We start from the raw sequence: 14,358 nt of genomic DNA, 5'->3' as shown, positions 1-14,358 counted from the left end.
CTCATGCAAAGAGCCCCTGGATGAACCATTCAGGGGCTCCACCGCGCCCGTCGCCGATCATGCCATGGCGGTAGATCCAGTAGCGCCGCCCGGCTTCGTCCTCGATCCTGTAGTAATCGCGCAAACGCACGGTGGAGCGTTCGCGCCACCATTCGGGCGCAACGCGCTCAGGCCCTTCGGCACGCGCAACCTTATGCAGCTGGCCGCGCCATTGAAACTGCCGCGGGAGACCGTCAGGCGTCTCGTATATCACCGCAACCGATTCAGGTTTATCCAGCAGTTTCATAGGCCTGTGATGGAAATGCAATTCTTCTTGTGAAGATGGCAAGTCATCCAATGGCGGCTGCCAGCGCTGGGCGCGCTCAGGCAGGTGGCTGCCATGCGCGACGGGGCGCCGTACCGCTTCCGGACCAAGGCGGACAGTCAAGCGGTCGATGCAGGCGGCAAGGCTGGTACCATGGCGCTCGGCTGCCGCATCGAGATCGGCCTGGGACAGCTGCAAGGGCTCGGCCCAGGACGCACGAAGACGCACGAGTTCTATGCCGAACCCGGCATCGAGATCATCGAGCCGCGCGGCGAACAGGCGGCAGATATGCGCAGGATCGCGTGAGGCGACGGCCATTTCGAGCCGACGCACCACGACTTCGCCATCGACCTTCCACATCCCCAGCTCGAGACGGCGCGCGCCCTGCCCCAGTCCTTCGAGCAGGCGGGCCATGTCGGTGGCAAGATCTTCAACTACCTGATCGAGCAAGGTGCGATGGCGGATCGGTTCCATCAACCGGCGTTGGACCATAGGAGCCGGCACGCCGACGACTGGCAGCAGCGGCTCGGGCCGCAGGCCGAGGATCTGGTCGAGCCGCAACAGGGGATTTGCCGCTGCCGAGCGATGATTGCGGAAGCGGCGGGCAAGGTTCTCGCGCGTGAGTCCCTCGATCTGGCCCAGGCGCTTCAGGCCCAGGCGGCGCAAAAGCAGGATCACATCGGCATCGAGGCGCAATGCAGCAACGGGCAGATCGGCGAGAAAGGTGCGTGGATCGGCTTCAGCAGGCTGGATCGCGGCCACAGGCCCGTAACGCGCCAGCGCCCAGGCCGCGCCCGCCGTGGGGGCAAGTGCGGCGCGGGCGACAAGGCCGCGCTTGTCCAGCAAGCCCAGCACATCGCCGATCAGCGCGCGCTCGCCGCCGAACAGGTGAGCCACACCGCTGGTATCCACGAGCAGACCGTCTGGCGGATCAAGCGCGCTCCACGGCCCCCAGCGTTGTGCCCACAGGGCAAGGTTCTCCAGAAAGGCGAGATCACCTGCGGCATCGGCGGGGCGGACCGCAAGCGCTGGACAGAGCGTGCGCGCATCGGTGAGCCGCATCGACGGGGCGGTGCCGGCGGCAAGGGCAGCCGCATTGGCTGCGGCAATGCGCGGACCATGTGCAGTGTCTTCGATCAGCGCGAGCGGGGCAGCATCGATCCCCTCGCCCCGTGCGAGACCTTCAGCCAGTCGCCAGCGATCGATCGCCAGATCCGTGCACCAGATCGCCATGATCCGGCGTCCGGGATTCTGGGAGAGCAGGTTCGGCGACGAGGAGAGCGTCGTCATCGCGCAAGGTCCATTGTCCGGGGTGAAAGGTGTGTGCTCGAAAAAGATCGGCGCGCCATGACGGTTTGCCGGGGGCATGACCGTTCCAGCGCGGACGTGGCGAAGGTGCGGGTGCGACTTCCCACCGCATTCGCGCTGCACCGAGATCACGCCGGGCGTCGAGCCGGACCAGCCAGAGCGGAAGCCCATGCTTCTCCGCCGCAAGGCTGAGGCGGCGCGAAGCGGTGAAATCAAGCGCGCGGGGATTGCCTGCCAGTTCACCGATGACGAAAGCGAGATCGCGGCAGCGCAGGCCTTCTTCCAGGGCGAACAGGGCATCCTCGGGCGTCGCAGCGGCTACGTGGATGAGGCGATGGCGCAAGTCTGCGGGCAAACCCGGCAGGTAAGGCCGCCCCGACAGTCGCAATGCAGCCTTGTCCTGCACCCAGAGGAAGGGACGCTGGTCGGGCGCCGCAGCTGCCTGTTGCTGGCGAAGGGCATCGCGTGCAAGCGCCAGCGCCATACCCGCCCCGCTGGCATCGCGGGCCGGTGCAAACAGTTCGGCATGAGGGCAATCAAGCGCCAGTCCCGGTGTCCAGCGGGGCGTCCTGTCGGATGCGCCGATACCGCGCACAAGGCCTGGAGCCAGCGCGACAGGATCGCGGATAGGGGTGTGTTCGATCATGCGATTCGTTCCTTTGTTCCTATTATGTTCTATTTTTTGGAACGCGCAATCCGTGCTTCCTTTCCCTTATGTGCACAGCCTTGGGGAAAAAGCTGGGGGGAACCTCACCCGCTCGGTTCCGTTCATCAGGCAACTGCCGACAAGCAAAGGACATTGCTGCTATGAAGTACGATCAGGGCAACCCCGAAGAACTCCGCGAAAAATTCTGGAAGGCGATGTCCTCGTCGCCTTACGTCATGCTTCAGCTTGACGACGATCCGGATTCGGCCGCGCCGATGACCGCGCGGCTCGACAAGGACGCCAACAGCGCGATCTGGTTCTTCACCAGCCGCGACAACCGCTTCGCCACAATGGGCGGTGCCACCGCAACGTTCTCTTCCAAGGGCCATGACGTCTTCGCGCGTTTCCATGGCGTGCTGGTCGAGGAAACCGACCGTGCCGTGCTGGAAAAGCACTGGAACAACTTCGTCGAGGCCTGGTTTCCGGGCGGCAAGGACGCTCCCAACCTGTTGTTCATGCGCATGAACCTTGGTGACGCTTCGATCTGGGCGGGTGACCTCGGCATCATCGGCACGGCCAAGATGGCGCTTGGCATGGATGTCACCAACGACGTCAAGGGCGGATACACCGACACCAAGCTGTAAGGCTTTGGCATATAGCCGAACGAAAAGGGCCGCCCCGAAAGGAGCGGCCCTTGTTCTTTGCCAACTTGCCTCGATCAGTTGATCGGCGGCACCGGCTGCGGCGGCACGTCGGCGTCTTCCTCGTGCACTTCGACCAGACCACGACCAACATGGCTGCGGCTGCGGCTGTAGCCGAAATAGATCACCAGGCCGAGCGCCCCCCACACCGGGAGCACCATCTTCGCATCGAACGGCAGCAGCAGATAAAGCGCGAAGGTCCCGACAATGGCGAGAGGCGCCGTCACCCAGATCAGCGGCGTGCGGAACGGGCGATGACGGTTCGGCTCGGTCCGGCGCAGCACGAGCACCGCGATGGCGACCATGAAGAACGCGAACAGCGTGCCCGAGTTCGAGATGTCGGCCAGCTTGCCCACCGGCAGGAAGGCAGCGGCAGCAGCGACGAAAACACCGGTAATGCCGGTGACGATGTGCGGCGTCTTCCACTTGGGGTGAATGGTGGCAAGCTTTTCAGGCAGCAGGCCATCGCGCGCCATCACGAAGAAGATGCGGGTCTGGCCGAACAGCATCATCAGAATGACCGAAGGCAGAGCAAGACCGGCAGCAAGGCCGATAACGCCACCCAGCTTGGTCCAGCCGATTTCCTTGAGGACGTGCGCCAGCGCTTCCTTCGAACAGGCAAGCGGTTCCTTGCCCAAGGCAAGCAGTGAGGAGCACTGCTCTGCCAGCGCCGTGGAACCCGGAGCGAGAACCTCGCCGGCTGGGCCGACCACAGGCTGCGCGCCGATCGCGCCGATCGCGCCGCCAGCAACCAGGATGTAGAACACCGTGCAGATCGCAAGGCTGCCGATCAGGCCGATCGGCACGTTGCGCTGCGGGTTCTTGGTTTCCTCGGCCGCAGTCGAGACCGCGTCAAAGCCGACATAGGCAAAGAAGATCGAGGCCGCTGCGCCGCCAACGCCGATGATGCCCCAGCCGTTCGGGGTGAACGGGGTGAAGTTCGGCCCGTTGTTCAGGTACTTGACCGTGGCAAAGACAAACAGTGTCAGCGCGCCGACCTTGATCGCGACGAGCACGGCGTTGACCTTGGCGCTTTCCGAGGTGCCGATCATCAGCAGCCAAGTCACGAGCAGGCCGATCACCAGCGCCGGCAGGTTGACCACGCCACCCGCAAACGGCCCGTTGGCCAGCGCTTGCGGTATCTCAAGCCCCACGTAATCTCGCAAAAGCCCGACGAAGTAGCCTGACCAGCCCACGCAGACGGCAGAGGCTGCCACCGCGTATTCGAGAATCAGCGCCCAACCGACCATCCATGCCAGCAGTTCGCCCATCACCGCGTAGGTGTAGGTATAGGCCGAACCCGAAACCGGCACCATCGAGGCCAATTCCGAATAGCACAGTGCCGCCACCGCGCAGACGAAGCCGGCGATGACAAAGCTCCAGATCATGCCGGGGCCAGCCTTCTGCGCGGCTTCGGCCGTCAGCACGAAGATGCCGGTGCCGATGATGGCGCCGACGCCGAGAAGGGTAAGCTGGACCGGGCCCAGCGAGCGATGCAACGATTTCTTTTCAGCAGTTGCTAGAATGGCGTCGAGCGGTTTGACGCGACCGAACATGAAATTCTCCCGCCTTGGTCCGGTGCCTGAAACCAAAACGGTTGCGCCGGAAACCAGGTTATGCGCCGCAACGCTAGCGGGAACGGCCTATCGCGCAAGCCATTTTTCCCCAGCCTTGCATCAAAGATTGCCTGCGCGCCGGGCCACCTTGCGGGTTTTCGACAAGCAAGTAGAAGCATCTGCCCGCTTGAGAGGATGCGCAACGATGTCCACGACCTTCCAGCTCGACACCGCTACCAGTCGCGCGAACCCTACCCCTGCACCGATGAAGCGGTTGACGATTCCGGCAATCCGCCAGCGCAAGAAGGATGGTGTGACGGCCGAGCCGGTGGTCATGCTGACCGCCTACACAGCGCGGCAGGCGCAGTTGCTCGACGCCCATTGCGACCTGCTGCTCGTGGGGGATTCGCTGGGCCAGGTGATCTATGGCCTGCCCTCTTCGGTGCCGGTCACGCTCGACATGATGGCCGCGCACGGCGCAGCCGTGGTGCGCGGCTCCTACCACGCAGCCGTCGTGGTCGACATGCCGTTCGGCTCCTACGAAGCATCGCCGCAGCAAGCATTCGAGAGCGCCTCGCGACTGCTCAAGGAAACTGGCTGCGCGGCGGTGAAGCTCGAAGGTGGGGCAGCCATGGCCGAGACGGTCGCGTTCCTCACCAAGCGCGGCATTCCAGTGATGGGCCATGTCGGCCTGACGCCGCAAGCTGTGAACGTCCTCGGGGGCTACAACGCGCGCGGACGCAGCGAGGCCGAAGCTGCCAAGATCGTTGGCGATGCGCAGTCCCTGGCTGAAGCGGGTGCTTTTGCCATCGTGATCGAGGGCGTGGTCGAACCGATTGCCGTGGCGATCACGAAAGCCGTGCCCTGCCCGACCATCGGCATCGGCGCTTCGGCACAATGCGACGGTCAGGTGCTGGTGACGGAAGACATGCTCGGCATGTTCGAACGCGTGCCGCGCTTCGTGAAGAAATACGAGAACATTGCCGACACGATTTCCACTGCGGCTGCAGCCTATGCAGCCGAAGTGCGCTCTCGTGCGTTCCCCGGCATTGAACAGACTTACCAGCCCAAGTAAGCGCTGCAGGGCTCAATAGGGGAAATCAGCTTGCTTCGTTTCTACAAGGGTTCGATCCTATTCACGCTCGTGTGCCTCGCACTGGCCGTTGCATACGGCTGGATGCAGACAGGCACGGCCAGCGGCACGATGTCGCTGGTGTGGATCGTGGTGGTCCTGTCGATCCTCGAAGTGTCGCTGTCGTTCGACAACGCGGTGGTCAACGCTGCCGTGCTCGAAGACATGGACGACATCTGGCAGAAGCGGTTCCTCACCTGGGGCATGGTCATTGCCGTGTTCGGCATGCGCATCGTCTTCCCTTTGGCAATCGTCGCGATCGCGGCGGGGCTCGGGCCGGTAGAGGCGCTTAAGCTTTCGCTGAATGACCCCAAGCGGTACGAGGAGATCGTCAGCAGCGCCCATGTCGGCATTGCCGGTTTCGGCGGCGCGTTCCTTGCCATGGTCGGACTTTCGTTCTTCTTCGATGGTGAAAAGGAGGTCCACTGGATCAAGTGGGTCGAGGAAAAGCTTGCCGTCGTCTCCAATATCAAGGCCGCTGAAATCGCGCTGCTGCTGCTGGCGCTCTACGGCATGACGTTCCTGCTGCCCGAGGACGAAGGGATGACCTTCCTCGTCGCGGGCGTGCTGGGACTCGTCACCTTCATCGGCGTCGAGGCGCTTGGCACCGTTCTCGAAATGCGCGATGAGGCGCAGAAGGCAGCAGGGGTTGTCGTGCGCTCCGGCCTTGGCGGCTTTCTCTACCTCAACGTGCTCGATGCCTCATTCAGCTTCGACGGCGTGATCGGGGCCTTTGCCCTGTCGAACAACATGGTGATTATCGCGCTCGGCCTGTCGATCGGTGCGATGTTCGTCCGTTCGATGACCATCATGCTGGTGCAGAAGGGCACGCTTTCGGAATATCGCTATCTCGAACACGGCGCTTTCTGGGCGATCATCGCGCTCGCCGCTATCATGATCCTGTCGGCGCGGTTCCACATTCCCGAGACCGTCACCGGCCTGATCGGTGCGGCGCTTATCGGCTTGTCGCTGTGGTGGTCGATCCGCCACAAGCGCAAATACCCCGACGCGGAACTGGACGCAGCCGTCCGCGCCGATTGACCGCGCTCAGCCCCGCCCGGCCAGCGATGGCCGTGGCGCGGGTGTGCCGAGGAACCGCGGCGCGGGCGCAGGCATGATCATTCCCTCGTCTTCGACAAAGGTCTCGCGCGCCACATTGTGCGGGTGTGTCGGAGCCTCGCGCAGACTGAGCACCGGAGCAAAGCAGATGTCGGTGCCATCCATGATTGCGCACCATTCGTCGCGAGTCTTGGTTAGGAACAGCGTCGTCAGCCGCTCCTTCAGGTCCGGCCAGACGCGTGGATCCATCTGCGGGGCGAAAGCGGTATCGTTTGTCAGGCCGGTCTTTTCCAGGAGCAGCGCATAGAACTGCGGCTCGATCGACCCGATGGACACGTACTTGCCGTCACTGGTTTCATAGGTGTCATAGAAATGTGCCCCGCCATCCAGCAGGTTGACGCCGCGCTCGTCCTTCCAGCGGCCAAGCCCGAGGAAGGTATAGGTCATCGCCGAAAGAATGGCGGCGCCGTCAACCATCGCGCAGTCAACCACCTGTCCTTTGCCAGTGCGCTGGGCAGAGAAGACGGCTGTCATGACGCCGAACGCCATGAGCATGCCACCGCCGCCAAAGTCGCCGACAAGGTTGACCGGAAATTGCGGCTTTCCGCCGGCCTTCCCAAAGCTGTGCAACGCACCTGACAGAGCGATATAGTTGATGTCGTGCCCGGCAAGCGGAGCCATCGGCCCATCTTGCCCCCATCCGGTCATCCGGCCGAAAACCAGCTTGGGATTGTCGGCGAGCAGCACATCCGGCCCGAGACCAAGCTTTTCCATGACTCCGGGCCGATATCCTTCGACGATGACATCTGCCTGCTTGACCATTTCCCGGACCCGGGCAATTGCGGCAGGATCCTTGAGGTCGAGTTCGATCCGTTCGCGGTTGCGATTGAGGATGTCGCGATTGCCGCTGTCTCCGACACGGTCACCCTTGGCGGGACGATCGATCCGGATGACGCGCGCACCATGGTCGGCAAGCATCATGCAGGCGAAGGGTCCGGGGCCGATCCCTGCGAATTCCAGTACCGTCAACCCGTCGAGCGCACCCGCCATGCTCCGCCTCCATTTTTAATCGTTCGATTGAAAATGATTAGGCTGGCAATGCGCGACTGTCGAGCGCGCAGTTCATGACGGATTGCGCAGACCACGCTCGACGAGAACTGTCTCGATCGCTGTCGCGCCCTTCTCGTTACCTGCTTCGACACGCCCTGCAGCAAGCAGCTTGAGCGCCTGCGGGTTGCCGGGGTTCTGCATCAGATAGCGCGCGACCAAGGCATTGGCTTCGGCCGGCCGGCCAGCAAGCCTCATTGCCTGATCGAGCCGGCGCAACGTCGGCCAATTGAAGCGGATCAGCGCGGCACGGCCGTAAGCATCCAGAGCTCCCAGGTGATCGCCATCGAGGAGCCTTGCATCGCCAAACAGAAGCCATGCTTCGGCCGTTCCCGGGTTGGCGCGCTGCAATTGCTGCGCCACAGCGACGGCGCGCCCGGCATCGCCGGTATCGAGCAGGCCACGCAGGTAGGGCACGGTTGTCGCGGCAATATTCGGACGTTCAGCATAGCTCAGCGCGAGCACGCCGACCGCCTGGCCGGCCGGCAAGACGCCTGTTATCTCCGTAGGATCTGATCTCACGCGCTCGAAATAGCGAGTTGCGTCCTGCTTGCGACCAAGCTGCGCAAGGGCCATGCCCATTGTCTGCACCATGTAGCGCGGCGCGAAATCGCGCGGCGCCCAGTCCTGCAACACCTCGACCGCTTCGGCAGAGAGCCGCTGGCGAACCAGCGCCCTGGCCAGCAGCATGCGCGCCTGCATATTGTCGGGCTGCATGCGCACGAGACGGTCAAGAAAGCCGACGGCAAGGTTGGCGTTGCCTGCGCGATATTCAAGAACACCGTTCAGCAGCAGCGCCGCAGGCATGTCGCGCAGGGCGCCCTTGGTAGAGAGCAGGATCTTGCGGGCAAGCGTTGTCTGGCCCGCACGGGCGGCAAGTACCGCCTGCAGGTACAGCGCTCGCACGTTTGCTGGATCGATCTTCGCCAACTTGCGGCACACGACCAGCATGGCCCGGTAGTGCCCCAGCTCGCCGAGCGTCGCCGCATATTCACCGAGCAGGCTCACATCCTCGGGAGCAGATCGCAGGCCAGCTTCGAACCAGGGAAGCGCCGCGACAAGTCCGAACTGCTCGCGCACCAGCAGGCCGCGCATTTCCAGCGCCCGAGGATCGCGCGGGCCAAGTTTCACGGCACGCTCGGCAGCTTCGATCGCCTGCGCCTGCTCGCCACCGGTGAAGCGCAAGCGGGCAATGTCAGTCCACAGGCCGGCATCATCAGGTGCAAGTCGATAAGACCTGTCGAAGGCGAGCCCGGCTTCCGGAAGCCGTCCTTCTGCAAGCTCCAGGCGGCCACGCTGGTGCCACCCCTCCGCGGCGCTGGTTGGAGCGAAGTCGCCCGCGTAGAGGATCTCGCGCGCCGCTCCCAGATTGCCTTGCTCAAGCAACGCCTGCCCCAGACTTGCCCGGACAGCATCGGCTGGCACACCGCTCTTCAGGGCGGAGCGCAACCTTACTTCGGCCGAAACGGCATCGCCACGATCCAGCGCGGTCCGGGCTTCCGCCAGCAGGTCCCGCGGCGCATCGCCGCGCACCGTTCCGGCCGAGAACAGTGTCAGCAGGACCGCAGCGGCAAGAGCCCTAGCCGTGGAGATCGTATTGCTTGAGCAGATCATAGAGCGTTGGCCGGCTGATCCCGAGCAGCCGTGCAGTGCTGGAGATATTACCCTCGCTACGAGCAAGCGCGTGCCGGATCACCTTGCGATCCGTCGCCTCGCGCGCTGTCTTGAGGTTGAGGGGTGAATCCTCTTGTTCCGTTCCCTGTGGCAGATCGAGGTCAGCTGCGGTGATCAGCTTGCCATCGGCCATGATCACCGCGCGCTTCACACGATTCTCCAGTTCTCGCACGTTGCCGGGCCAGTTCCATCCATCAATCGCGGCAAGGGCATCGGGTGCCAGCCCCTTGACCTGCGGATTCATTTCCTTTGCAAACCGCATGGCAAAGGTCTTCGCCAGCAGCGTGGCATCACCCGGTCGTTCGGCGAGGCCGGGAATGCGTATGACGATTTCCGCAAGCCGATAGTAAAGGTCCTCGCGGAAGCGCCCTTCCCCGATCATCGCCTCAAGGTTCTGGTGCGTTGCGCAAACAATGCGGGTGTCGACCTCGATCGAGCGCCGGCCGCCGATCCGCTCGATTGTCCTTTCCTGCAGGAATCGCAACAGCTTTACCTGAAGCTGCAGCGGGATGTCGCCGACCTCGTCCAGGAAAAGCGTGCCCCCACTGGCCTGCTCGATCTTTCCTTCGGTCGTCTTCACCGCACCGGTGAAAGCACCCTTCTCATGGCCGAACAGTTCGCTTTCGAGCAGGTTTTCCGGAATGGCTGCACAATTGATTGCCACGAATTCTCCGCGCGCCCGTCCGGATGCGTCGTGCAAGCCGCGCGCCAGAAGCTCCTTGCCGGTACCGCTCGCGCCCAGCAGCATGACCGAAACATTGGTATTGGCCACCCGCTCGATCGTGCGGGCGACCTTGATCATTTCGGGGGCAGCCGTGATCATCCGCCCGAGCACCTTGTTATCCTCGCTGGATCGTGTCGCCAGGCTGCGGTTCTCGGCTTCGATCCGGGAAAGGTGCAGTGCGCGCCGCACGATCAGCCCCAGCGCATCGATGTCCACCGGCTTCTGGTAGAAATCATAGGCGCCCTTGGCGATGGCCTTGAGAGCGGATTCGCGGGCCCCATGGCCGCTGGCGACAATGACCTTGGTCTGCGGCCGCAAGGCCATGATCTCGTCGAGCACGGCAAAGCCCTCGGTCGTACCGTCGGGATCAGGTGGCAGACCCAGATCGAGCGTGACGACCGCCGGTTCTTCCGAGCGAAGCAGGGTGAGCGCGGCTGATCGATCCCCTGCGATGACTACGTCGAAGTCTTCGTAAGCCCATTTGAGCTGCGCCTGGAGGCCGGGGTCGTCTTCGACGATCAGCAGGACGGGCCGCTGTTCGGATCTCCCATTTCCGGCCTTGAACTGTCCGGGCCTGGACTGTTCGGGCTTCAGCTCGGTCATCATGCTACCTTTTTCCCTTGCGGGTCCGCGCCCGCATCAATCGAATTCATGAGCGATTGCGCCGAGGCCAGTGGCAGGCGGACAGTAAACCGGCTGCCGAGACCCTCCCGGCTTTCGACGTCCAGCTTGCCGCGCATGGCCCTGACAGTTTCGCGCGCCTCATATGCGCCGATGCCGAAACCACCCTGCTTGGTTGAAACAAACGGCTTGAACAAGCGCATGCGAATGAAGTCTGCGCTCATCCCGCTGCCGGTGTCGATCACTTCGATGCAGCCGTAGAGGCCGTCGACGCTTGTCTGGAGAAACACCGACATTCCTTCACTGCTGGCATCGATCGCGTTCTGCACGAGATGGAGCAACACCTGCTCGAGCGCTTCGCGGTTTGCCATCACGCGGCAAGGCGCATCGTGCGTTACATGGACCTGCAGCGCATCGAGCGCGTTGTAGCGGGCCGCAATCCCACGAATGATTTCGCTGGCATCGACATCCTCCACCTTGTCTGCCCCCGCGCCGCCATACCGCGAAAGCCGGGTCAGCAAGGCATGCAACTTGTCCGCCGAATTGCGCAGGGTGATGAGCATGTCGGCGCGAAACTCGGGGTTCTCGGCATGACGCTCGGCGTTGCGCGACAGCAGGCTGAGCTGGCTCGCCAGATTCTTGATATCGTGCATCACAAACGCCATGCGGCGGTTGAATTCGTCGAACCGGCTTGTTTCCAGCAACGCCGATTGACCGGCCTGCTCCGCCAGATAGCTGGCCAACTGCATCCCGACGACACGCAAGAGGTCGAAATCCTCCCAGTCCAGTTTTCGCGCCAACTGCGGGCGTCCAAGCACAACAAGGCCGACCATCCGGTCGAAATGAAGGAGTGGAACGATTGCCCAGGCGTTGTGCTCTTCGATCAGCCATTTCGGCACGGCCCGGCTTTCGCCCTGGTGGTCGACGCCTGCCCTCAGTTCGTCGAGATCCACAATGAAACCGCGCTTTTCGAAGAAGGCCACTTGCGCCAACGTCAGTGCCTGGGCCGGAACGTCTACAGTCGGCCATTGCCAGCGTGCTGCAAGGACCATCTCCCCACCCTCCCCCGGCTCGAGCAGGAGGCCCGATACACTGTCGGTAATGTCGGCCACGGATTGGACGACTCGCTCATGCAGCGAAGAAGCGTGCAGCCCTGCGCGGCCAATCGTCCGGGTGAAACGCAACCACTCGGCGCGATAATCATAGCGGTGCTGGAAGAAGTGCTTGGCGAGCATAACCTTCAGCCAGCCGCGAACGCGCCCCGAAGGCATCACTGCGACGATGGCCACACTCGATACGAAGATGAAGCCCAATTGCACAAGCTGGCTGGCATTGCCGCCGAGCCAGGCGAGCGATTGCGCGGCTCCGACCATGACGATGAGGTAGGCACCGATCACCAGCAACGAGAGCGACTGGAACGCTACAGCGCGCGACGGTGAGAAGCGCAGGGCCGACCGGCCCCGCATTGCCCCGATGGCAAGCAGCCCAGCGGCGATCAACTGCGCAATACCGCGCATGGCCGCCAATTCGGTCGGCAGGCTGCGGGAAAGGTAGGCGATCGTGTAGAGATTGAGATCGTATCCCCAGATCACGGCGAGCGCACCGCAGGTCCAGCGCAGCGCGGTTCGCTGGTGCGCAGTCGCACCGACATAGAGATTGTGCACAAGCACCAGCGATCCCGTCGCCACAAGCAGACGGAACATGACAGCGCACTGGAATATCATCGCTTTGGCTGCGGAGAATTGTCCGTACTGCAGGTTGAGCAGCAACAGCACCGGCTGCAGCAGTTCGACGAATACCAGTGCCACGATCACCGGCCTTATCGGTGCGACCGTGGTGTGCCGCCCATCGCGGGTGAACAGCACATAAGTCAGCGTCATCCAGCCAAGGCTGCGCAAGGTCTCGAAAAACTGCCCTATCAGTGTGGAGTGCCCGGTTCCTGCAACGACCAGCGCCCAGGCCGATGTCAGCCCGAAGGCAAGGATCTCGGCGCGCCCGCCAGCTTGCTTCTCGCGCCGCATGCGATCCCAACGCCACCCGACCAAGAGCAGGAACGCGAATGCAGATGCGACGAAGGCAAGTTGGCCGAAGCCTTCCCAGGTCAGCGGGCTTTTCACCTTGCACCCTCGTGCCACAAGACCACGCGCAAGGTCTGGAGCAGGATAAGCAGATCAAGAAACGGCGTGTAGTTCTTGGCGTAATACAGGTCGTATTCGAGCTTGTGCCGGGAATCCTCGATCGAGGCGCCATAGGGGTAATTGATCTGTGCCCAGCCGGTGATGCCCGGCTTTACCATGTGTCGCTCGGCATAATAAGGCAGCTTGTCTTCAAGATCGGCTACGAACTCCGGCCGCTCCGGACGCGGACCGACGAAGCTCATCTCGCCCTTGAGCACGCTCCATGTCTGCGGCAACTCATCGATCCGCACCTTGCGGATGAAGCGACCGATGCGGGTAACGCGAGGGTCGTTCTGCTGGGCGAATTGCGCCCCGTTGACCTCGGCATCCAGACGCATCGAACGCAGCTTGATCACGTCGAAGGTCTGTCCATAGAGCCCGACGCGCGTTTGCCGAAAGAAGGCCGGACCACGGCTGTCCAGCTTTACCAGCAGCGCGAAGATGACGATGACGGGCAAGGTCATCACCAGCAGCAAGAGGCTGGCAGAGACATCGAATATCCGCTTTGCCGCGCTCGAAAGTGCCCGACCCGAGGAAAATCCGTCGGAAAAGATGAGCCAGCTCGGGTTTACCGTATCGAGATCGACCCTGCCGGTCTCGCGCTCGACGAAGGTCGAGAAATCATTGACGTGAACACCTGTCGTCTTGATCCGCAGCAGATCCTTCAGGGGCAAGGCGTTGCGCCTTTCCTCAAGCGCAAGAACGACTTCGCTGACGCCGAGATTCTCAACGTACCGAGTCAGGTTGTTGATCGCATCGCGGTGGATCGCCTCGACGACGACCGGGGCCGCATCGCTCATGCCGATGTAGCCGACTATGGCAAAGCCTGCTTCCGGCCGCTCGCCCAATTTGCGCAGGCGGTCGGCGCGGGCGCCTGCGCCCAGCACAAGAACGCGCCGGCGAAATGCCGACGTTCCGAGCAAACCGCCCAGCAGCAGGCGGATCGCGACGAGAAACCCCATCGAGAGGAACATGGCGTACAGCAGGTTGGAGCGCCACAGCGTCCGGCCGGGAAGCAGGAAGTAGACTACCGACAAGGCAATGATGCCAAGGCTCACGGCAACGAGAAGACGCGCCGTGGCGTAACGCATCGACCGCAGCGCGTCCGAGCCATAGACCCCGACGGCGATCATGGCCATCTGCACAAGGATCGCGAAAAGCAGCAGCGGTGTGACGCGCAGAGGCACGACGCCCGGATCGATGTCGATCTGGTGTGCCCGCAACTGCCAGCCGAGTTCGCCCGCAGCAATCAGCAGGACAAAATCCAGAAGGCCCAGAAGCAGGACCGAATGAGGAATATAATGCTTGAACAGGCGGATCATCGATTCGGCGCTCGTCACCCCTGCGGG

Annotated in this window: 11 protein-coding genes; 3 read left to right on the top strand and 8 right to left on the bottom strand. The window is 62.9% G+C overall.

Features of this window, described 5'->3' with window-relative positions; all coding sequences use genetic code 11:
- Position 1: 1 nt before the first annotated feature.
- Positions 2-1,594 carry a DUF6504 family protein gene (locus B9A23_RS01055; protein ID WP_084276876.1) on the bottom strand — a complete coding sequence of 531 codons (1,593 nt, stop codon included), beginning with the start codon at positions 1,592-1,594 and terminating at the stop codon, positions 2-4.
- Entirely contained in the window at positions 1,488-2,258 is a 771-nt protein-coding gene (locus tag B9A23_RS01050) for a hypothetical protein (RefSeq protein ID WP_084276874.1), read from the bottom strand. The genes B9A23_RS01055 and B9A23_RS01050 overlap by 107 nt, the downstream gene beginning before the upstream one ends.
- A 161-nt stretch (positions 2,259-2,419) precedes the next feature.
- On the opposite strand from B9A23_RS01050, the gene B9A23_RS01045 reads away from it, so the two are divergent.
- Positions 2,420-2,902, top strand: a complete 483-nt coding sequence (locus B9A23_RS01045; RefSeq protein ID WP_084276872.1) for a pyridoxamine 5'-phosphate oxidase family protein — start codon at positions 2,420-2,422, stop codon at positions 2,900-2,902.
- 74 nt (positions 2,903-2,976) lie between these two features.
- Here B9A23_RS01045 and B9A23_RS01040 read toward each other — a convergent pair whose 3' ends face one another.
- Positions 2,977-4,515 (bottom strand): amino acid permease, encoded by a 1,539-nt coding sequence (locus B9A23_RS01040; RefSeq protein WP_084276870.1) that lies wholly within the window; start codon positions 4,513-4,515, stop codon positions 2,977-2,979.
- Positions 4,516-4,720: 205 nt separating this feature from the next.
- Between B9A23_RS01040 and panB the strand changes: the two genes are divergently transcribed.
- Both panB and B9A23_RS01030 read left to right on the top strand, forming a co-directional pair.
- Positions 4,721-5,590 carry a 3-methyl-2-oxobutanoate hydroxymethyltransferase gene (gene panB / locus B9A23_RS01035; protein ID WP_084276868.1) on the top strand — a complete coding sequence of 290 codons (870 nt, stop codon included), beginning with the start codon at positions 4,721-4,723 and terminating at the stop codon, positions 5,588-5,590.
- Positions 5,591-5,620: 30 nt separating this feature from the next.
- A complete protein-coding gene (locus B9A23_RS01030; protein ID WP_084276866.1) occupies positions 5,621-6,688 on the top strand; it encodes a DUF475 domain-containing protein in 1,068 nt (355 codons plus the stop codon).
- Positions 6,689-6,694: 6 nt separating this feature from the next.
- Here B9A23_RS01030 and B9A23_RS01025 read toward each other — a convergent pair whose 3' ends face one another.
- The 5 genes from B9A23_RS01025 to B9A23_RS01005 all read right to left on the bottom strand — a co-directional run bounded on the left by B9A23_RS01025 (position 6,695) and on the right by B9A23_RS01005 (position 14,331).
- The gene (locus tag B9A23_RS01025; protein ID WP_084276864.1) at positions 6,695-7,756 is read right to left on the bottom strand and encodes a CaiB/BaiF CoA transferase family protein; all 1,062 of its coding nucleotides are present in this window, start codon (positions 7,754-7,756) and stop codon (positions 6,695-6,697) included.
- A gap of 72 nt (positions 7,757-7,828) precedes the next feature.
- Positions 7,829-9,427: a tetratricopeptide repeat protein gene (locus B9A23_RS01020; RefSeq protein ID WP_084276863.1), complete on the bottom strand. Its 1,599-nt coding sequence runs from the start codon at positions 9,425-9,427 to the stop codon at positions 7,829-7,831.
- Positions 9,393-10,814, bottom strand: coding sequence for a PEP-CTERM-box response regulator transcription factor (prsR, locus tag B9A23_RS01015; RefSeq protein WP_254894956.1), 1,422 nt, complete (start codon positions 10,812-10,814; stop codon positions 9,393-9,395). The genes B9A23_RS01020 and prsR overlap by 35 nt, the downstream gene beginning before the upstream one ends.
- On the bottom strand, positions 10,814-12,949 hold the full coding sequence (gene prsK, locus B9A23_RS01010) for an XrtA/PEP-CTERM system histidine kinase PrsK (protein WP_084276862.1): 2,136 nt from the start codon (positions 12,947-12,949) through the stop codon (positions 10,814-10,816). Before prsK ends, prsR begins: the two co-directional genes overlap by 1 nt.
- The gene (locus B9A23_RS01005; RefSeq protein ID WP_084277458.1) at positions 12,946-14,331 is read right to left on the bottom strand and encodes a TIGR03013 family XrtA/PEP-CTERM system glycosyltransferase; all 1,386 of its coding nucleotides are present in this window, start codon (positions 14,329-14,331) and stop codon (positions 12,946-12,948) included. Before B9A23_RS01005 ends, prsK begins: the two co-directional genes overlap by 4 nt.
- Positions 14,332-14,358 lie beyond the last annotated feature (27 nt).

It is taken from the genome of Novosphingobium sp. B1 (genome assembly GCF_900176395.1).
Classification (GTDB): domain Bacteria; phylum Pseudomonadota; class Alphaproteobacteria; order Sphingomonadales; family Sphingomonadaceae; genus Novosphingobium.
The sequence above is the reverse complement of the archived record's forward strand: the minus strand, read 5'-3'. Positions and strand labels throughout refer to the sequence as shown.